The organism is Geobacillus sp. WSUCF1 (genome assembly GCF_000422025.1).
Lineage (GTDB): Bacteria > Bacillota > Bacilli > Bacillales > Anoxybacillaceae > Geobacillus > Geobacillus zalihae.
Genome location: NZ_ATCO01000106.1, coordinates 1 through 17,942 on the forward strand (window position 1 = coordinate 1; position 17,942 = coordinate 17,942).

Below are 17,942 nucleotides of genomic sequence, written 5' to 3' on the forward strand. Positions count from 1 at the left end.
CATGTTGTGGTGAAGAGCCGGTTTTTTTGTGTTCCGGCGCCAGGAGGCCTTCGGTTGCGCTTTTCCTTGCCCAAAGGAGCCCCCTGCGTTTGCCCGAGGGGATTGCTTGTGTGAAGCCGGCGTAGACGGCTTTTTTTCTTACGAAAACCCATGCAAAAACGGATTTGCATCCATCTCTGCGGCGATCGTCGTCTCTGGCCCATGGCCTGAAAGAACGATCGTTTCCTCCGGCAGCGTAAGCAGTTCGTCATGAATGCTTTTCAACAGCTGCTGATGGTTGCCGCCTGGCAAATCCGTGCGTCCGATGCTGCCGGCAAACAGCGCATCGCCGGAAAACACAATATTGGCTTGTTTGCAATAATACGAGACGCTGCCCGGGGAATGACCCGGCGTTTCGCGGACATCCAACGCAAACGGACCAATGTTCAGCGCCGTCGGTCCTTTCAGGCATGTCGGTTCGCAGCGGACAGCGACCGGACCGCCGAAATAAAGCGAGCCATTCAATGCCGGATCTTGCAGCCATTGTTTTTCCTTTTCGTGCACATACACTGGAATGTCCCAGCGGGCAAGCACGTCCGGGATGCCGCCAATATGGTCAAAATGCGCATGCGTCAGCAAAATCGCCAACGGGGTCAGCCCTTTTTCCTCGATCCGTCGGACAAGCGCCGCGCCTTCCGCGCCGGGGTCAACGATCAGGCATTGTCGGTCTGCAGACGACAACAAGTAAGCGTTGGCCTGAATCGGACCGACAGGGATGCGCGTCCATTCCATACGATCTCCTCCTTTTCTTGGCATGTCCAATATTTAACTTTATTTTACTGTTTTTTTTCAAGCGATGGAAGAGAAAAGAGAAAGGGACCTCGACAAATGGGGGAAAAAAGATTACAATGAAAAAGAATGGACACGTTTGTACATACTGTTTCATGAGGGGGTAAAACGATGGGTACGGTCATTATTTTTGCACTTGTAACGCTGCTTGCCCTTTATGGAATGCTCCGTACATTGCGCGAGAAAAACGTGCTCGGATTTTTGTTTGGACTTGCCACTACCGCCGTATTCGGCTGGTTTACCATTATGACCATTTTACATCACGGCATTCCAACCGGCACGCACTGAAAACGCAAGAGGCCAATCATGCCTCTTGCGTTTTTTTTATGCCATTTTGAGCGCTGCTAAAAACAGGCCGAGGCTGTCGCGGTATATTCGTGCAAACTGCGAGAGCGGCAACGGATTGACACCCTCGCCGAGCTCTACGGTGTAACCGCGCCGCTTCCACGTTTGAATGAACCAATCGCGGTAGCCGGCATGGCTGTCAATGTAGCGAACAGCCTGGTAGCCGCTTGCTTCGGCCATCGCCTGAACCGTTGCCTTCGCCTCCGGCGGCTCGAACCCTTCATATCCCCAATAAATTTCCTTGCCTTGTGTATGAAACGCGACGACCATCGCAAAATCGCCTGACTCGGCGAGCGCCGCCATCGCTTTCGCCTCCGGCTCCGTAAGCGGGGCGAATCCTGGAAAATCACGCGGTGCCGGCGCTTTCGGCGGTTTGCGGGCCTGTTCTATTTCCCAGTTAGCTGGGAATTGATTGTTTAAATCAACGCCGCGGATGTTCGCTTTCCATTGCGAAAAGTCGAGCGATCCACCGTTGATGCAGACGACTTCACTCCGATGCGGCTCTTCTTCCGGCGGGCCGTTCAGCACAAGATTGACGCCGTCGGGATTGACCATCGGCACAACGGAAAGAGTCACTTTACGGTAATAATCAAGCACCCGATGGCCATTAAGCTCGTCATCGTTAACCAACGCCCTCGCGTACTCGTCGATGAGCGCCATGATCACGGCCGTCGTGATCCACTCATTCGCGTGGAACGATCCGTTCATATGCACGCGCACCGGTCCTCGGCCGATTTGCAGTTCAACGAGCGGCAAGCCGAGAACGCTATGACCGATCGTCCGCTGGCGCACAAACGGATAGCGACAGACGAGGGCGGTGATATCCTCCATCAAAGCGGCAAAATCATACGGACGGACGCTGCGGATGACCGGGGACGAAATCCGCTTCGGCAGCGGCGCTGTTCCGTTGATGACCGCCATCGCCCCCGGCAGCCGCCGCAGCACCTCCGTCGGCAGCGATAGGCGGTCAGCGAGCGCTTCCCACGTATCGATCGGCGCGTATCCCGGGATGGCAACGGTCTGCCCAGGGCGCAATCCCTCTTTGACATGCGGATTCGAATCGATGATCAGTTCAGTCGGCACCGAAAACCATCGTCCATATGTTTCAAACGTATCGCCGGGCCATGCTTGAAGGTGCATGCGCCGTCTCCCCTTCCCATTTCTTTACCTTAACATATGTCGGCAGACGGCAAAAAATGAGCGCCTGGCAGGTGGCAGTGCACGAATGTTCGCAAACATCTCCTTCTTTAAAGTTCGTTCCAATCTCATATCATCCAACAATAAGAAAAGGCGCCCCAACCTTTTTGGGACACCTTCCGTTGTTTACGCGCCGACAAGCTCTTTCGCCAGCCAGGCGGCGCCGATGACGCCGGCATCGTTGCCAAGCGTCGCTAAAACAAGCTTCGCCCCAGCGGCGACGCGCGGGAACGCGAAGCGGCGGAAATGGGCGGCCACGCGCTCGACAAGCATGTCACCCGCCTTGGACACGCCGCCGCCGATCACGATTTTCTCCGGGTTTGTCACATTGGCGGCATTCGCCAACGCCCAACCAAGATAGTACGTTGCTTCATCGACCACTTCCAATGCCAGCGCATCGCCCGCTTTGGCGGCGTCAAACACCGCTTTGGCCGTCACATCCCCGTTGCGAAGCTCACTCGGACGCTCATCTGCGGTCAATTTCTCCTTGGCGATCCGCACGATGCCGGTGGCGGACGCAATCGTTTCCAAACATCCGGTTTTGCCGCAGTTGCAACGGGCGCCGCCATCAGGGATCATCGTCATATGTCCGATCTCTCCGCCGGCGCCGTTTATGCCGCGCACAATGGCTCCGTTGGCAATCACACCGCCGCCAACGCCGGTGCCAAGCGTCACAAACAACAAATGGCGCGCTCCTCCCCCTGCTCCTTTCCACATTTCGCCAAGCGCGGCGAGATTGGCGTCATTATCGACCGAAACGGGCAGCCCCGTCGCCTCTTCCAGCCGTTGCTTCAATGGATAATTCGTCCACCCTATATTGACCGTCTCATACAACATGCCGGTTTCCTCTTCGACCGATCCGGGGGCGCCGATGCCGGCGGCAAGCAGCCTCTCTTTCGCTCCGCCGAGCTGGGCGAGCGTCTTTTCAAGCGATCGGGCAATGTCAGCGACGATATGCTCACCGCGATTGGCGGTGTTCGTCGGAATTTCCCATTTGTGCACGATGTCACCCTCGGTGGTGACAAACGCCATTTTGATTGTCGTGCCCCCGAGGTCAATGCCTACCAACCATGGTTCCATTGCATCCTCATCCTTTTTTCATCCGTTTTTCCCGCTCCATTTGCGCTTCCTGCCGCAAAATAAACAAAGCGGCTTGCAGCTGTCTCGCATCGATCAGCTGGGACTGGTACAGCTCTTTCACTTCCTCTTCCATCAGCTCCAGATCAGCGAGCCGGTCGCCCACGTAAATGATCGTGCCAAACCGTTTCAACAGCTGCTGAACATCGTATACCGTCTTCATCATCATTCATTCTCCTTTTTTCCTCTTTTAATGTAGCGGCAAACGGCCGCGGCCGTCAAGACAAAAAACGCAGGCGCTAAAAATCAGCACCTGCGTCAGCGGTCAGGGTCGCGCGGGTGAAGAATCGCCGGTCGCCGGTTTTTGAGCGGCATCGGCGACCGGATGAGCACGTCGCGCATCGCTCGGTAGGAGAACGGGATGAACGGCCATAAGTACGGAACGCCAAATGACGTCATCCGCGCCAAGGCAAGAATCCAAACGGTGATGCCGATGACATAACCGTACAGGCCGAACAGGCCCGACAAAATGAGCAAGGCAATGCGGACGAGCCGGTTTGCCAAGCTCATTTCATAGCTGGGCGTCGCAAACGTACCGATGGCCGTAACAGAAAAATACAAAATCACTTCATTGGAAAAGAGTCCAACTTCCACTGCGATGCCGCCGATCATAAGCGCGGCGACGAGGCCGAGCGCGGTCGCCAGCGAAGACGGTGTATGAATGGCGGCCATTCGCAGCATATCCATCCCGATTTCAATCATCAAAATTTGTGCAAACAGCGGAATGTCTCCCAATTTGGCCTTTCCCAAAAACTGGAGTGGATCCGGCAGCAGTTCCGGCTCGATCATGAGCAAATACCAAAGCGGCAGCAAAAACACCGACGCCCAAACGGCCAGAAAGCGGACGAGCCGCAAATACGCCCCGACGATCGGCTTATTCCGGTACTCTTCAGCGTGCTGCAAATGATGCCAAAACGTTGCCGGGGTAATAATGACACTTGGCGATCCATCGACGATCACAAGCACATGGCCTTCATACAAATGGGCCGCTGCCGTATCGGGGCGTTCCGTATAGCGGACAACCGGGTACGGATTCCAATGCCGGCCGGAAATAAACTCTTCCACCGTTTTCTCAGCCATAACCAGCCCGTCTGTGTCAATAGCGGTAATCGATTCCCGAACGCGGCGAACGAGTTCTGGGTCGGCTATTTCCTCGATATAGCAAATGCAAATATCGGTCTTCGAGCGCCGCGCCACCTGCACGTACTCCATGCGCAAGGAAGGGTCGCGGACGCGGCGGCGGATGAGCGCGGTGTTAAAGACGATCGTCTCGACAAAACCGTCGCGCGCCCCGCGTACGACCCGTTCCGTATCCGGCTCTTGCGGCCCGCGCACCGGATACGTGCGAGCGTCAATCAAAATGATCCGCCTAACGCCGTCAACGACTAATGCCGTCGGCCCAGCAAGCACCATCGCGACCGCTTCTTCCAAGTCGTCTGTCTGTCCGATCTCGACGTACGGAAGATATTTTTTCAGGAGCTTCTCAAGCGGGTGAACGTCCAGTTCGTGTTCCTCAAGCCGGGACAAATATCTCATCAAATAATGCAAAATATCGTCTTTGACAAATCCGTCAATCATAAACAACGCCATTGCCCGGCCGCCATATTCGACGTCAAGGCGAATGACATCGAAGCTCTTGCCGACTCCAAGCCGTTCGGCTAAATAGGATGCATTGTCATGAAGGCGACGGGACGCCGGGCGTTTGGGCATCTGTTTCTCCATCGTCATCCCCCTGCATCGTTTGCACTGTATACTTCTCATCATAGACAAGCATGAGGAAATTCATACATAAATGTTCCTTGCAATGCATATATTGGTGAAAACCTTGTCCAATCCGGGAGGATGTCATGAAACGATGGATGATCCCCTTCATGGCGCTTGCTTTTTTCCTTGCCGCCGCGCTCGCCTCGCTGTGGGAGCACGATCAGACCGCTGAAACGATCAAGTTTTTCCCGCTTGATCGCGAAGCGGCGTTCATCGAAGCGAAAACATCGCTTGCGCTTGAGGGCGACAATGAACCCGGACGCTACGCGCTCCGCTGGTCAGCCGCTTCCATTTTAAACCGCCGCGCCTATTTGCGTCAGGACATCTCGCTGTTGTTTGCCGATGGCCGCTTGGCCGATGTGCTGTCGAAATGGAAAACGAACACGGACGCGATCGACATGGAAAAGACGGTCCGGATGCGGGACAGCCGCTTTTTTCAAGCTGTCTCGTTCCATCACGGCGAGCTGCATACAAGAGAGAACATCACAAGCAGCCAAACGATGTCAAGCAGCTATTTGTACGTCATTGACTCACCGTACCATCCGCGCGCATCGTTCCGGCGGCCAAGAACAGATGACGAGCGCGAATGGCAGCGCGTCTTGAACAAAGCCACGAATGAATTTCTTCGTCATAAAGCGGACGAGCTGATCACCCACTTTTCTTTGTCAAAGAAAGATTATTACGCCCTTTATTTGCCGGAGCTCGTCGCCTACACGGAACAACCGTTGCCGGGGTTGTCAACGGCAAAAACGCAAACCGTCATCGGCCGTCTTTGGGAAGGATTGTACAAGTCGTACATCCTTGGCATAAAAAAAGAGGATGGATCCATCCTCTCGCCAATCGGCAGCACGATGCCGCTCATTCTCATTCGCAAAGATTACAGCAGGCTCTTCGTTCTCATTGAAGCGAAAAACGGGGAAAAAGTGATGCTCGTGCAACTTCTTTAACACATTTCGAAAAGAGGCCTCCCACTTCAAACAAAGCGAAGTGGGGGCGTTTACCGAAATCCGATCCATAAGCCAGCGGCGACAAGCAGCGCCGACACCGCCAACGCTCCCGCCTGCCGCCCTAAAGCGGTGTGTTTTGGCAAATGAACGACGCCAGCCGCCAAAAAACCGCCAACCAGTCCGCCGATATGGCCGGCGTTGTCGATGCCGGGAACAAGCAGGCCAAACAACAGGTTGACGATGATTAAACTGATGACGTTCATTCCCATCGTTCGAAAAAATAAATGCCGGTAGACAGTGCCGAAGTAAAGAAGAGCCCCGAACAGCCCGAAAATGGCTCCCGACGCCCCGGCCGATAATGATGGTGTAAACAAAAAACTCGCCAGCGCTCCGAAAAATCCAGCCGTTACGTAAATGAACAAAAAGCGAAGCGAGCCGTACAGCCGCTCAACCGTGATCCCTAAATAATACAAGGCAAGCGTGTTGGTCAGCAGATGCAAAAAACCAATATGCAAAAACATCGGCGTCAACAGCCGCCACCATTCTCCCGCCTCAATGAGCGGATTGAATTTGGCGCCGTAGTGGATCAACACATCCGGATTCGTGCTCCCGCCGCTCCATTCGAGAACCAAAAACATCGCAACCTGCACGACGATGAACAGCCGGGTGAACATCGGCTTGCCATACTCAAAAATGCGCCGTTCCTCCTCACGGCGGCGCCGCCATTCGCGGACCACCTCGCGCTTTAAGCGCTCGGCGGCAGCAAACGGATCGGACGTTTCCACAGGCGGCTCAAAACGGAGCGCAACACCCGTCATCTCCGCAAGCCGCGGCAGCACGTCCCCCATATTGCCGCTGTGAAGGAGGAGCGTATGAAGCACGCCATCGGACGCTCCAGAGAGCGGCAACGGCTCGGCGACAAGAAATTCCCAATCGTCAACCGGCGGATACGCCATCACATAAACATTGATGACCCGGCCCGCTTTGCTGAAATTCCATCCCCTCATTTGCTGAACGAATTGCCATGTATATTCCATATCAAGGCGCAACGATCGGCTCCAATCAAAATCAGCGCGCACGAGGCGGATGAGTGTTGGGCGACGCCAATGGTTTGATTCCAGCCATACTTCATCGGCCTGCTCAGACATCCGTACGATGCGGTAGCCGCCGCGAGACAAACGCTGAACAAGCTGCCAAAACAGTACATCCATCGTTCCCATCACGTTCTCCTCTCCCTTTCCCTGGCGAGGCCAAGTCCGACAAACAGCAACAAAGCCAACTCATCGACCGTCCGGCAAACCGGAGCGAATGGGCCGGCGGGCGCCGGCCGCCGCGGCCGGTTTTTTCATAACCGACTTCTTCAAAAATGATTCACCGCTATTGCATCATGGACGCAACATTTGCGAAACAAGGGCGTTGCGCACAGGAGGAATGTGGAGCGCAAATCGGACAAGTTGCTTTCGCAACGGCGGAACGCGCAATGCGAAGGCGGCCATTCGGTAGCGATAGCGGTAAGCAAGACATAAAGCGGCAACGACAAGCAGCGAGTACGACCATTTATTCATCGTTGTTCCTCCTATCATATGACATGCTCGTTATTCTTTTTCCCTTTTTTCTCTCCAAATATGAAGCGGGGCGCGCCTAACGCGCCAGCACGAAGGCGGCCAGCACCGCAAAGATGACCGAAAGAACGTTCACCGCATCATTGTCAAGCCACCGCCAGCCTTTCATATGAATGGTCGCCTGCCCGCAATGCCGTTTCCGCTCAGTCGTCGCCCCGCATGCCGGACAGCGGTAAGCCGCTTGCCAAGCCGCGCCAAGCCACGTATCAAACCAGCTGCCGAGCCAACCGAAAAAGGCAAGAGTAAAAACGGGTCGGACGTCGAGAAAAAACACGCCAACAGCCGCAATAAACAGTGCGCCGGCAAACGAAGCAGCCGTGCCAAGGAGCGTCACAGCCCCTGAGGTGCCGGCTTCCACCGGCCGAAAACTCGGCCAAACCCGAGGCGGCCACGGGCTTAAAGAACCGATTTCAGACGCCCACGTATCAGCGTTCGCTGCAGCGACGGCGACAACAAACAGATCATCCCAAATCGGGTCGGGACGGACAGCGGCCAATAGCGCCAACACGGCCGGCACCCCGCCATTGGCCAGCACTTGGATGGCATCGCGCCGCCCGCCTTTCGCCAATTTTTCAGACAGTTTTGCCTTGCGTTGCTTTCCGATGTGGCTAAAGAAGCTGGAGCTGACAAAAAAGCAGCCTAACACCCATATTCCGCCCCATGAAAAGCCGCATCCAACCGCTGCGCCGATGACAACGGCTGCCGCCGCTCCTGATATGGACAACGAGCGCAACAGCCATCCTCCGCCGGCGGCGAGGGCAGAGACCGCGATATACCACCATTCATCGCTCACAGTGAAGAACTCCTTGATCCGTAATAATGAATTTCACCGGCACATCATGCTCCTCGGCCGGAATGTCGTCCATCACTTGAAAGGAGTAAGCCAGCGCTGCCGTCACCGCCGAAGCTCCCCGCAAATATCGGTCGTAATACCCGCCGCCATAGCCGATCCGGTAGCCGGTTTTGGCAAAACAGACCCCCGGGACAATGATGAGATCAAACTCATCGCGGTCGATCGGCGTTGTTTGTTTTTCAATCGGCTCAAACAATCCGGCGTACGCTTTTTCGAGCTGGGAAAACGACTCAAGCCGCCGAAAGGACATCGTTTTTGCCCTTGGATCGCATTTCGGGACGCCGATCGTTTTTCCTTCCCGCCACGCCTGTTCCATGATCGGCAAGGTGTTGACTTCCGTCTCTCTCGACACCGTCATGGCGATCGTCCGCGCCGTTTGCCATAATGGCCACCGGTATAAATGAGCGGCGATTTGCCGATCGTACATCTCTTTTTCTGCCGCTTTAAGCTGCCGAAGCTGATTCAACATGCGCTGGCGCCATTCCTGTTTGCCGTCCATCATCTTCCCCTTCCTCCCATAAAGATAAAAAGCAGCAGGAATCATCTTCCCACTGCTTACTTCGTTTCGCGGTGCAACGTGACTTTGCGATCGCGCGGGCAATATTTTTTCAATTCCAAACGCTCTGGGTTGTTGCGTTTATTTTTCGATGTAATATAGTTGCGTTCGCCGCATTCTGTGCATGCCAATGTAATGTTCACGCGCATCTTTTTTCCCTCCAAACGAGCTTTATACTTTATATAATCAGACCTTTCTATGATACCATTTTTCTTCGGCGATTTCCACCTCTAAATTTCATCTTTGTTCAATAAGAGCGCCACAAGCAGAGAATGGTATGGTATAGTGAAAAGGGGAGGGATGCATGTGGTGGAATACGCAATCATCGCTTTGGCAGCTCTAGCCATTATTCTCCTTGTTCTTTCCTTTTTTGCGAAAGATGAACTGAAACCGCTCGAAGAACAAATCGATCATTTGACCGTTTCCCTGGCGCAAGAAACGTACCAGATCAAAAAGCGGCTGCAAGTCATCGAGGAGGAGCTCCTCATTCCGGAGCGGCAACGGTCCGCTTCGCCGCGGCTTGGCGGATCATTGTCGCCGGCCGATCGGCGCATCTTGTTTTTGCATAAACAAGGATTCCCGCTCGAAGACATCGCCCATGAGACGGGGCTGACCGTTGCGGAAGTCGAGCGGGCGGTAAGGAGGTTGCGCCGATGAACAAGCGATCCATGCGTTCGTTTGCCCTCGGGCTGCTTGCATCGACAGCACTGATCGGCGCCTCGTATTACGCTTCACCCCCGGCTGCACCGACGGAAGCGGAAATCAAGACGTTCCTCAAACAGCATGGGCTTGTCGCCGTGGCGAAAGAGGAATACGACAGGCTCCGCAGCGCTCAGCCGAACGCCGCTCCGAAAGCGGCGTCCAAGCAGATGTCCGAACCATCAGGGCAAACCGTTTACGTCTATCGACTCGTTATTCAAAAAGGAGATACGCCAGAGACATTTGCCCGCGAACTTGAAGAGGCTGGCATCGTTCAAAGCGCCCGCGCCTTCAACGACTACTTGGAACAACATGGGCTGACGCGCTCCATCCGCCCCGGCGTCTACAACGTGCGGAGCGATATGGACTACGCAGCCATCGGCCGTTTGATTGCCGAACCATAACGAAAGAAGGTGTCCCTCTCCCAAAGGACCGGGACACCTTTTCTTAAGGCTGTGTCTGCGCATCAAACAGCGTTTTTTGAAAGAAACACATCTTTTTTGAAACGAACTTTTTGTCCGTCATGCCTGACGCCCTCCGGCCGCTTTTATCATCCGAACCGCCCGGCGATATAATCCGCCGTCCGCTGATCAGCTGGACGAGAAAACAACGTTTTTGTCTCGCCGTACTCAATCACTTCTCCGTTTAAGAAAAACGCTGTCCGATCGGAAATGCGAGCCGCCTGCTGCATATTATGCGTGACAATGATGATGCTGTATTTTGTTTTCAGCTCGCCCATCAACTCCTCGACCTTCGCTGTCGAAATGGGATCGAGCGCTGATGTCGGTTCATCCATTAAAATGACATCCGGCTCGACGGCCAAACAGCGGGCGATGCACAGCCGCTGCTGTTGGCCGCCCGATAAACCGAGGGCATTTTCATGAAGCCGATCTTTGACTTCCTCCCAGAGCGCCGCTTGGCGCAAGCTTTTTTCGACGATCTCATCGAGCCGCCGCCGGTCGCGGATCCCATGAATGCGCGGCCCATAGGCGACGTTGTCATAAATCGACTTTGGAAACGGGTTGGGCTTTTGAAATACCATGCCCACTTGCGTCCGCAGCTGTTCAACAGGGTATGACGTGTCAAAAATGCGGCGGCCGCGATACAAAATCTCCCCTTCGAGCCGGACGTTTGGAATGAGCTCGATCATTCGATTGAGCGTTTTGATATAGGTTGACTTGCCGCATCCTGACGGGCCGATAATCGCTGTAATCTCGCGTTCATAAAAAGACAGGTGAATATGTTTTAACGCATGATGCTCGCCATACCATACGTTCAGTCCATTCGTTTCGTAAACAACCTCTTTTTTCACCAACTGGGCCGAAGGAATGTCCTCTTTTCGGCGCTCCACCACCGCCATCGTACTCATCGGCGTGACTCCTTTCATTTCCTTCCGCCCTCACTGGCAGCGGAAGATCGAGTTTTTCCTATCATGAGCATACAAAACGATCGTTAACGCTGTGTGGACGGTATGTAAAGTTTTTGTAAACGAACATCATTTTTTGGCTCTTCACCACAACATGTACTTGACAAGCAATACGGTTTCCTGCACAAAGATATGCAAAAAGTGCTGATTTTCCCTCACAAGCGTAAATAGGGTATGTTCAGAAAAAATCAAGTACAACTTTTGGTGAAGAGCCGCAAAAAAGCAGGCCGTCCGCTTTTTTCCACTGAAGGAAAACCGCCTGCCGCCGTTTATAGAAAAAGCAGCTTGAGCCCGAACGCCAGCAAAATGCTGCCGCCGAGCGCTTCGCTGTACGAACCGAGCCATTGCTGAAAATGGCGGCCGACAAAAAGCCCAACCCATGTCAGCACCATGCTGAACAGACCAAACAGCAAAATCGTCACCATCGTCCGCGCTCCGAAAATGCCGAGGCTCAGCCCGACGGAAAAGCTGTCTAGGCTGACGCTGAACGCAAAAAAAAAGCAACCCCACCCCACGCGGAAACAGCGGTGAGCCATCGTCCCTCCGGAACGAGGCGATGATCATTTGCCCGCCAAGCCATAACAGCAGCGCCCCGCCCGCGTATGTCGCGACACTTCCGAACTCGCGCGACAGCAGGCGGCCGACCGCCATGCCAGCAAGCGGCATGAGAATATGAAACAAGCCGATCGTCAACCCGATATAAAACATTTGCCGCAGCCGGAGGCGCAACAGCCCCATTCCTAAAGCGACTGAAAACGCGTCCATGCCCAGCGCCAGCGCCATCATTGACAGCGCGATGATTTCGCCGATGAATGCGCCCATGTTTCTTCCCTCCCGGACCGGCCTTATTGCTAAACATATGCACGTCCAGGGCAGTTTAGAAGCAGAGCGGGCAGCCAATGGGCGCCGCCTGATTGACGGGCGGACGGAAAAGAAAAAACCGGTCCACAACAGACCGGTTTCGCGCTTGGAAACGGCATCCCCCAAATCCTCTAGTTGCCATTTGAACCTTACCGTTTGCAGAGCCGTTTTCTCGACTATCGCACGACCGAACAACGCCGCTTCCAAACCCATACATGGATCTGTGAAGCGCGTTTCCGTTCGGTCTTCCGTCACGCCAAGGCGCGACGAAGAAGCCTGCGGCTTGCCTCCGACCGTCAAAAAATAGACAAGCTGCTTTTTCGACCAGGATACGTGAAACTTGTTCACTGCATCTATACAGACGGCCGTCCTTTCATTTCCGCTGTTCGCTGATGGCGCGTCCGCCGGCTGCTTTGCGGAGCCGGTTCATGATCGCCGCGCCGATTCCTTCTTCCGGAAACGCCTCGCTGTAAATGAGATCGACGTTCGTTTCATCAAATCGGCGCAGCGTGTCGTACAGCCGGCTCGCGACCGTCTCAAGCGCCTGGCGCGTTCCGCACGGCAGCACGACATCGGCCGCATACTGATCCCGGTTCTCCTCGGTCGTCAACACGCCGACCGTTTTCCCTTCCGCCCGGCTTTCATCGACAAGCCGCTGCAAAAACGCGGGCGGGCCGGCGACGATCCAAAGCGGCGCTTTCGGCGCATAATGCGTATATTTCATCCCCGGCGCTTTCGGCGCCGCCTCGTCATCCACAGCAGCGGCCTCTTCAACGCGGCCGATCGCTTCAATAAGCGCCTCTTTCGTCACTCCTCCCGGGCGCAAAATCGTCGGCACGCCCCCACTGCAATCGAGCACCGTCGATTCAACGCCCACGCCGGTCGGCCCGCCGTCGATCACCCCGGCGATCCGCCCGTCTAAATCGGCAAGCACGTGCGCCGCCGTCGTCGGACTCGGCCTTCCTGACCGATTCGCGCTCGGGGCGGCCAACGCCAAGCCGCTCGCCTCGATCAACGCCAGCGCCAGCGGGTGATCCGGCATGCGCACCGCCACCGTCGGCAGCCCGGCCGTCACCCGTTCAGACACCGCTTTGGCCCGTTTTGGCAATACTAACGTGAGCGGCCCCGGCCAAAACCGCTCCATCAACGTTTTCGCCATCGGTGGGATCGAGGCGGCTACCGCCTCCGCTTGGGCCATGCTGGCGACATGAACGATGAGCGGATTGTCGCTCGGCCGCCCTTTGGCGGCGAAAATTTTTTCCACCGCGGCTGTATTGGCCGCATCAGCCCCCAACCCGTACACCGTTTCCGTCGGGAATGCGATAACTTCCCCGGCCCGCAGCCATTCAACCGCCTCTCGTATTTGTGGATAAACTTGCTGTTTATCAACAATATTATCCACAACCCAAACACGCGTTTTCAATCGTTTCACCTTCTCCATCGCCGTGATTCGCCTTGAAAATGGCGGCTTTTTTTACAAGCGTCAGATCGCCGCCCGATGCCTTTCCACAGTTATACACAAATTGTGAATAAACTTGTTATTTTTGTGGATAACTTTGTGGATAGATGCTTATGGAATGAGATGGCTGAGCCACTCTTTGAAGAAAAATTTGACTTCCACCGGCTGTTCCGGCTCGGCCATGACGACGAAGGACGATTCTTGATCGTCAGTGTGCCCTTTGTCCTTCTCGCCATCCGCATGGATGGACGAAGCGGCGCGATCTTCGGTTTCCGCCATCGCACCCCTCTCCTCTTTCGGTTCGTCCCGCTCGATGGCCTGCTCGCCGCTTCGCATCGCCTCAGCTTCCGCTTCGGCCGACTCGCTGTTCTGCTTCGACCCGGCTTCCATTGACCGGACGCTCCCAGCCGACACCGGTTCATTCGTTCCGGCAGGCGATCGGTTCGCCGCCATCATGACGGCATCGCTGTTGGAAAAATCGAGAAAACAAAGCGGCGGGAACAGAACGCACCACCAGTTTGCTCCTTTTCCTTCCCCAAGCGTGATCAGCACGGCATCATAGATGCCAGCCGGATATACGTAGTTGCCGTACACTTTCGTCGGAAAATGAACCGGGCCAAACTCCACTTTGTACGTTTGATCGCTTTGTTCATCGCGCAACACGCGGGCGACCGTCCGCTCGATGTCCGGCAGGTGAGAGCGGATGACGCGCTTTGCTTCCTCAAACGAAGTGAGTTCGGCCACCCAGCCGTTGATTTGCGCATTGACCGCATCACGCACTTTTCGCTTCAATTGTTGGTCTTCATCGGCGTCGCTGTTGGCTAAAATGCGCAGGCGGATTGCCTCATCAGGGATGGCGACCGCCGCGTTCGCCCCGGCGTCCGTCTTGTGGCCGTACAGCTCGACGAGTACGCCTGTCGTTAATAGAATGATATATAAACATATGGCAATGGCATTTCCTTTGATGGTCATCATCGGCACCGTCCTTTCACCTTTCATTGTGGACGGCGCCGCTCGTTTTTAAACCTATCAATCTAACACGTTTTCCCGTTTTTCGGCCGCGTCATGTACACCATCCGGTCTTTGCCGTTGAGGTCAAAATCGACTTCCACTTCGGCTTCTGGAAACGCTGCGGCCAAGAGCGCCGCCACTGCTTCCCCTTGCCCGGCGCCGACTTCAAAAGCGGCAAGCGCCGGCGCGCCGAGCACAAGCGGCAACTCGCGGGCGAAGCGGCGGTAAAAATCGAGCCCATCGCGGCCGCCAAAGAGCGCCGTGTGCGGCTCATAGTTTTTGACGACCGGGGAAAGCATAGCGGCGTCCGTCTCTGGAATGTACGGTGGATTGGAAACGACGACATCGACCGTCCACCCCATGGCCATGATCGGCTGCAGCAAGTCGCCGCACAAAAATGAAACATTCGCCCCGAGCCGCCGGGCGTTTTCACGGGCGACCGCGAGCGCCGCTTCGGAAATATCGGTTGCGGTCACCGACAACGCTTTGTTCTCCAGCGCCAATGTCACGGCGATCGCCCCGCTGCCAGTGCCGACGTCAACGACATCGATCCGCTTCCGACCAGCAAATAGGCGCGGCACCCGTTTTAGGACGCCAAGCACCAGTTCTTCCGTTTCCGGGCGCGGGATCAACACATGGCGGTTGACAAGAAACGGCCGGCCGTAAAACGATTCATAGCCGATCAAATATTGAATCGGCACATGATCCACCGCATGGCGGCGCACATCGGCCGCAAACCGTTCATATACCGCTTCGTCGACCGGCTCGCGCCAACGGGCGAACAGCCCGGCCCGGTCCACGCCTAAATGGTGGCACAATAGCCACTCTGCCGCCCGCTCCTCTTTTCCGTGGGCGCGCAAAAAAGAAGAAGCCCAGGCGAGGACTTCGTGGACGTTACGACGCATCGTTCGCTTGCTCCAATTTTTTCGCCTGATCGTCCAAAATGAGCGCCTCGATAATTTCGTCGAGGTGGCCATCGAGCACTTGATCGAGCTTTTGGATCGTCAATCCGATGCGGTGGTCCGTGACGCGGTTTTGCGGGAAGTTGTACGTCCGGATGCGCTCGGAACGGTCGCCGGTGCCGACTGCCTGCTTGCGCGTTTGGTCATATTCGGCGCGCGCTTCTTGCTGGTACTTGTCATAAATGCGGGCACGCAATACTTTCATCGCTTTTTCTTTGTTTTTGATTTGCGATTTTTCGTCTTGGCACGTGACGACAATGCCGGTCGGAATATGGGTGAGGCGCACGGCCGACATTGTCGTGTTGACGCTTTGCCCACCCGGTCCGCTTGAGGCGAACGTGTCGACGCGAATGTCTTTTTCATTGATTTCGACTTCGATTTCTTCCATCTCCGGCAGGCAGGCGACCGTCGCCGTCGACGTATGGATGCGCCCGCCTGACTCCGTTTCCGGGACACGCTGGACGCGGTGCGCGCCGTTTTCAAACTTCAGCTTTGAATACGCCCCTTTGCCGTTGATCATAAAAATGATTTCTTTATAGCCGCCGAGGCCGGTCGGACTCGCTTCGATCACTTCCGTCTTCCACCCTTGCGATTCCGCATAGCGCGTATACATCCGGTACAAGTCGCCGGCAAACAGCGCCGCCTCTTCGCCGCCGGCGGCCGCGCGGATTTCCATAATGACGTTTTTCTCATCGTTCGGATCTTTCGGCAAAAGCAACACTTTCAGCTTTTCAACGAGCGCCTCTTCCCGTTCTTCCAGCTCGTCAATTTCCTCTTTCACCATCTCGCGCAGCTCCGGATCGAGCTTTTCCTCAAGCATCGCTTTCGCTTCGGCCAGCTGCTCGCGAACCGATTTGTATTCGCGGTACGTTTGCACCGTTTCTTCCAAATCCGCCTGCTCTTTCGAATAATCGCGCAGCTTTTTCGGATCGTTGATGACGTCGGGGTCCATCAACAGTTCATTGAGCTTTTCATACCGTTGCTCCACAGCTTCCAACCGATCAAACACATCATTCACCTCTGTTTTTCCCACACAGTCTAATTTTAGATTATAGCATGAAATGAAGCCAAACAAAAACCCCCGCTTTTGGCAAGCGGGAGCTCTCAGTTGACGCGCACGATGATCTCGTATGTCGGGATCGCTTTTGTCAGCAACTTGTCAATGCGTTGCGCCTCGCGCTGCCGCTCCTCGTCAGACAGCTCTTCCGGTGCATCAACGGTCACATACATATTGCCGCCGTGAAACCAGATGGAGTCGGCGTGGTAATCGGTGTACCGCTCGATGAGTTGTGCTGCCTTGCGCGTATCGGCGCGCTGGTTTTCGCTTCCTTCGGTCAAGCTGATAAAATTCGGGTTTTGCCGCACGTTTTCCGGATCGTCGAAGTTGTTGTACAAGTCTCTGTCAGCGTCGATCTTCGGCCGCCCGTCCGTCATCAGCCGCGCGCCGTTTTTGTCCTCGCTTTGCTGGCGGTAGGACGGATGATCCGGAGCGAGCGAACAGGCCGAAAGCAGGAAGATCATTCCTAACAGCCAGATGCGTCTCATCCTTTTTCGCCTCCTTAGCTGTTAGGATGTCCATGATCGCCCGTCAATGATACACGGCAAGCCATAAATCTTTCTGCCATCATTCGTCTATTTTGCGGCGAACGAACAAAAGGGGCAGCCTAGTCAAGCGAACGATCAATGATGAACGAGCCGCATGCCAAACGCTTTTTCCTCCCATAGCGAATGGACGCACGAGACGGGCGAGAATGATGGCGCCGCTTCCGCCCTTCTCGGTCGGCGAAACATACGAATATGCACCGTTTCCATCAACGATGGCTGCGCTTCGCCACTTGGCCGATGAAAGCGGCCAAACAACATCCGTGACCGCCTCACCATCACTCACCCGTATGTCCAGCAAGCGGGCGGTTGTATCGCTTTTTCGGTTTGCCAGGCACTTCATGGTGATGGCGGCAGCGAGGCTCGTACGCCTCGCTGGCGCCGACGAGAATCACCGGATCGTCATAAGAGGCGGGCGCACCGTTAATGAGCCGCTGCGTCCGGCTGGCCGGGGAACCGCATACCGTGCAAACCGCCTGCAGCTTCGTCACCGACTCCGCGATCGCCATCAGCGCCGGCACGGGGCCAAACGGTTCACCGCGAAAATCTTGGTCGAGCCCCGCGGCGATGACGCGGTAGCCGCAATCAGCGAGCGTTTGCACCACATCGATGATGTCGTCGGAAAAAAACTGTACTTCATCGATGGCGACGACGCCGGTGGCGGCGGAAATGT

The 17,942-nt window shown here is 55.4% G+C and carries 22 protein-coding genes and 1 pseudogene; 4 read left to right on the forward strand and 19 right to left on the reverse strand.

What is annotated here, in order from left to right:
* Positions 1 to 138: 138 nt before the first annotated feature.
* The gene (locus I656_RS05720) at positions 139 to 771 is read right to left on the reverse strand and encodes an MBL fold metallo-hydrolase (protein ID WP_012820544.1); all 633 of its coding nucleotides are present in this window, start codon (positions 769 to 771) and stop codon (positions 139 to 141) included.
* 168 nt (positions 772 to 939) lie between these two features.
* Between I656_RS05720 and I656_RS18040 the strand changes: the two genes are divergently transcribed.
* Positions 940 to 1,116, forward strand: coding sequence for a DUF2759 domain-containing protein (locus I656_RS18040; protein ID WP_011231921.1), 177 nt, complete (start codon positions 940 to 942; stop codon positions 1,114 to 1,116).
* 36 nt (positions 1,117 to 1,152) lie between these two features.
* On the opposite strand, the gene I656_RS05710 is transcribed toward I656_RS18040, so the two are convergent.
* The 4 genes from I656_RS05710 to I656_RS05695 all read right to left on the reverse strand — a co-directional run bounded on the left by I656_RS05710 (position 1,153) and on the right by I656_RS05695 (position 5,229).
* On the reverse strand, positions 1,153 to 2,313 hold the full coding sequence (locus I656_RS05710) for a M14 family metallocarboxypeptidase (RefSeq protein ID WP_020755609.1): 1,161 nt from the start codon (positions 2,311 to 2,313) through the stop codon (positions 1,153 to 1,155).
* 183 nt (positions 2,314 to 2,496) lie between these two features.
* A complete protein-coding gene (locus tag I656_RS05705) occupies positions 2,497 to 3,450 on the reverse strand; it encodes an ROK family glucokinase (RefSeq protein ID WP_020755610.1) in 954 nt (317 codons plus the stop codon).
* Between the two features lie 7 nt (positions 3,451 to 3,457).
* The gene (locus tag I656_RS05700) at positions 3,458 to 3,670 is read right to left on the reverse strand and encodes a YqgQ family protein (protein WP_033005972.1); all 213 of its coding nucleotides are present in this window, start codon (positions 3,668 to 3,670) and stop codon (positions 3,458 to 3,460) included.
* A 95-nt stretch (positions 3,671 to 3,765) separates the two neighbouring features.
* Entirely contained in the window at positions 3,766 to 5,229 is a 1,464-nt protein-coding gene (locus tag I656_RS05695; RefSeq protein ID WP_013144737.1) for a spore germination protein, read from the reverse strand.
* A gap of 125 nt (positions 5,230 to 5,354) precedes the next feature.
* Here I656_RS05695 and I656_RS05690 point away from each other — a divergent pair, with 125 nt between their 5' ends.
* Positions 5,355 to 6,218, forward strand: a complete 864-nt coding sequence (locus tag I656_RS05690) for a hypothetical protein (RefSeq protein ID WP_013144736.1) — start codon at positions 5,355 to 5,357, stop codon at positions 6,216 to 6,218.
* Between the two features lie 50 nt (positions 6,219 to 6,268).
* Here the strand turns inward: I656_RS05690 and I656_RS05685 are convergent, their stop codons facing one another.
* The 5 genes from I656_RS05685 to rpmG form a co-directional block, all read right to left on the reverse strand.
* A complete protein-coding gene (locus I656_RS05685) occupies positions 6,269 to 7,438 on the reverse strand; it encodes a rhomboid family intramembrane serine protease (protein WP_033005966.1) in 1,170 nt (389 codons plus the stop codon).
* 165 nt (positions 7,439 to 7,603) lie between these two features.
* Positions 7,604 to 7,783, reverse strand: coding sequence for a hypothetical protein (locus tag I656_RS05680; protein ID WP_015375404.1), 180 nt, complete (start codon positions 7,781 to 7,783; stop codon positions 7,604 to 7,606).
* Positions 7,784 to 7,859: 76 nt separating this feature from the next.
* Positions 7,860 to 8,633 (reverse strand): DUF92 domain-containing protein, encoded by a 774-nt coding sequence (locus I656_RS05675; RefSeq protein ID WP_015375405.1) that lies wholly within the window; start codon positions 8,631 to 8,633, stop codon positions 7,860 to 7,862.
* The gene (locus tag I656_RS05670) at positions 8,623 to 9,195 is read right to left on the reverse strand and encodes a 5-formyltetrahydrofolate cyclo-ligase (protein WP_015375406.1); all 573 of its coding nucleotides are present in this window, start codon (positions 9,193 to 9,195) and stop codon (positions 8,623 to 8,625) included. Before I656_RS05670 ends, I656_RS05675 begins: the two co-directional genes overlap by 11 nt.
* Before the next feature lie 53 nt (positions 9,196 to 9,248).
* Positions 9,249 to 9,398: a 50S ribosomal protein L33 gene (gene rpmG / locus I656_RS05665; RefSeq protein WP_011231931.1), complete on the reverse strand. Its 150-nt coding sequence runs from the start codon at positions 9,396 to 9,398 to the stop codon at positions 9,249 to 9,251.
* Between the two features lie 157 nt (positions 9,399 to 9,555).
* On the opposite strand from rpmG, the gene I656_RS05660 reads away from it, so the two are divergent.
* Positions 9,556 to 9,906: a hypothetical protein gene (locus tag I656_RS05660; RefSeq protein ID WP_033005974.1), complete on the forward strand. Its 351-nt coding sequence runs from the start codon at positions 9,556 to 9,558 to the stop codon at positions 9,904 to 9,906.
* A complete protein-coding gene (locus tag I656_RS05655) occupies positions 9,903 to 10,352 on the forward strand; it encodes an endolytic transglycosylase MltG (RefSeq protein ID WP_015375407.1) in 450 nt (149 codons plus the stop codon). The genes I656_RS05660 and I656_RS05655 overlap by 4 nt, the downstream gene beginning before the upstream one ends.
* A gap of 146 nt (positions 10,353 to 10,498) precedes the next feature.
* Here I656_RS05655 and pstB read toward each other — a convergent pair whose 3' ends face one another.
* The 9 genes and pseudogenes from pstB to I656_RS05620 form a co-directional block, all read right to left on the reverse strand.
* Positions 10,499 to 11,308 carry a phosphate ABC transporter ATP-binding protein PstB gene (gene pstB, locus I656_RS05650; protein ID WP_119878022.1) on the reverse strand — a complete coding sequence of 270 codons (810 nt, stop codon included), beginning with the start codon at positions 11,306 to 11,308 and terminating at the stop codon, positions 10,499 to 10,501.
* A 335-nt stretch (positions 11,309 to 11,643) separates the two neighbouring features.
* Positions 11,644 to 12,196: pseudogene (locus I656_RS0115945) on the reverse strand (manganese efflux pump MntP family protein).
* A gap of 412 nt (positions 12,197 to 12,608) precedes the next feature.
* Positions 12,609 to 13,676 (reverse strand): L-threonylcarbamoyladenylate synthase, encoded by a 1,068-nt coding sequence (locus I656_RS05645; RefSeq protein ID WP_013146615.1) that lies wholly within the window; start codon positions 13,674 to 13,676, stop codon positions 12,609 to 12,611.
* Between the two features lie 129 nt (positions 13,677 to 13,805).
* Positions 13,806 to 14,669 carry a stage II sporulation protein R gene (spoIIR, locus tag I656_RS05640; RefSeq protein WP_015376069.1) on the reverse strand — a complete coding sequence of 288 codons (864 nt, stop codon included), beginning with the start codon at positions 14,667 to 14,669 and terminating at the stop codon, positions 13,806 to 13,808.
* Positions 14,670 to 14,728: 59 nt separating this feature from the next.
* On the reverse strand, positions 14,729 to 15,610 hold the full coding sequence (gene prmC, locus I656_RS05635) for a peptide chain release factor N(5)-glutamine methyltransferase (RefSeq protein ID WP_033005969.1): 882 nt from the start codon (positions 15,608 to 15,610) through the stop codon (positions 14,729 to 14,731).
* Entirely contained in the window at positions 15,600 to 16,676 is a 1,077-nt protein-coding gene (gene prfA / locus I656_RS05630) for a peptide chain release factor 1 (RefSeq protein ID WP_033005971.1), read from the reverse strand. The genes prmC and prfA overlap by 11 nt, the downstream gene beginning before the upstream one ends.
* Positions 16,677 to 16,771: 95 nt before the next feature.
* Positions 16,772 to 17,212 (reverse strand): hypothetical protein, encoded by a 441-nt coding sequence (locus tag I656_RS05625; protein WP_011232846.1) that lies wholly within the window; start codon positions 17,210 to 17,212, stop codon positions 16,772 to 16,774.
* A gap of 135 nt (positions 17,213 to 17,347) precedes the next feature.
* Positions 17,348 to 17,530: a hypothetical protein gene (locus I656_RS0115950; protein ID WP_014196961.1), complete on the reverse strand. Its 183-nt coding sequence runs from the start codon at positions 17,528 to 17,530 to the stop codon at positions 17,348 to 17,350.
* Positions 17,531 to 17,547: 17 nt separating this feature from the next.
* Positions 17,548 to 17,942: thymidine kinase (locus I656_RS05620; protein ID WP_020755623.1), on the reverse strand; the 395-nt coding region annotated here is incomplete at its 5' end.

What these genes read in the sequence shown, in the direction of transcription:
- I656_RS05710 (WP_020755609.1), bottom strand. Translation starts at nt 2,313, where the DNA reads ATGCACCTTCAAGCATGGCCCGGCGATACGTTTGAAACATATGGACGA.
- rpmG (WP_011231931.1), bottom strand. Translation starts at nt 9,398, where the DNA reads ATGCGCGTGAACATTACATTGGCATGCACAGAATGCGGCGAACGCAAC.
- I656_RS0115950 (WP_014196961.1), bottom strand. Translation starts at nt 17,530, where the DNA reads ATGTTGTTTGGCCGCTTTCATCGGCCAAGTGGCGAAGCGCAGCCATCG.
- I656_RS05680 (WP_015375404.1), bottom strand. Translation starts at nt 7,783, where the DNA reads ATGAATAAATGGTCGTACTCGCTGCTTGTCGTTGCCGCTTTATGTCTT.
- I656_RS18040 (WP_011231921.1), top strand. Translation starts at nt 940, where the DNA reads ATGGGTACGGTCATTATTTTTGCACTTGTAACGCTGCTTGCCCTTTAT.
- I656_RS05700 (WP_033005972.1), bottom strand. Translation starts at nt 3,670, where the DNA reads ATGAAGACGGTATACGATGTTCAGCAGCTGTTGAAACGGTTTGGCACG.
- spoIIR (WP_015376069.1), bottom strand. Translation starts at nt 14,669, where the DNA reads ATGATGACCATCAAAGGAAATGCCATTGCCATATGTTTATATATCATT.
- I656_RS05670 (WP_015375406.1), bottom strand. Translation starts at nt 9,195, where the DNA reads ATGATGGACGGCAAACAGGAATGGCGCCAGCGCATGTTGAATCAGCTT.
- I656_RS05655 (WP_015375407.1), top strand. Translation starts at nt 9,903, where the DNA reads ATGAACAAGCGATCCATGCGTTCGTTTGCCCTCGGGCTGCTTGCATCG.
- I656_RS05720 (WP_012820544.1), bottom strand. Translation starts at nt 771, where the DNA reads ATGGAATGGACGCGCATCCCTGTCGGTCCGATTCAGGCCAACGCTTAC.
- pstB (WP_119878022.1), bottom strand. Translation starts at nt 11,308, where the DNA reads ATGGCGGTGGTGGAGCGCCGAAAAGAGGACATTCCTTCGGCCCAGTTG.
- I656_RS05645 (WP_013146615.1), bottom strand. Translation starts at nt 13,676, where the DNA reads ATGGAGAAGGTGAAACGATTGAAAACGCGTGTTTGGGTTGTGGATAAT.
- prmC (WP_033005969.1), bottom strand. Translation starts at nt 15,610, where the DNA reads ATGCGTCGTAACGTCCACGAAGTCCTCGCCTGGGCTTCTTCTTTTTTG.
- I656_RS05625 (WP_011232846.1), bottom strand. Translation starts at nt 17,212, where the DNA reads ATGAGACGCATCTGGCTGTTAGGAATGATCTTCCTGCTTTCGGCCTGT.
- I656_RS05695 (WP_013144737.1), bottom strand. Translation starts at nt 5,229, where the DNA reads ATGGAGAAACAGATGCCCAAACGCCCGGCGTCCCGTCGCCTTCATGAC.
- I656_RS05705 (WP_020755610.1), bottom strand. Translation starts at nt 3,450, where the DNA reads ATGGAACCATGGTTGGTAGGCATTGACCTCGGGGGCACGACAATCAAA.
- I656_RS05685 (WP_033005966.1), bottom strand. Translation starts at nt 7,438, where the DNA reads ATGGGAACGATGGATGTACTGTTTTGGCAGCTTGTTCAGCGTTTGTCT.
- I656_RS05690 (WP_013144736.1), top strand. Translation starts at nt 5,355, where the DNA reads ATGAAACGATGGATGATCCCCTTCATGGCGCTTGCTTTTTTCCTTGCC.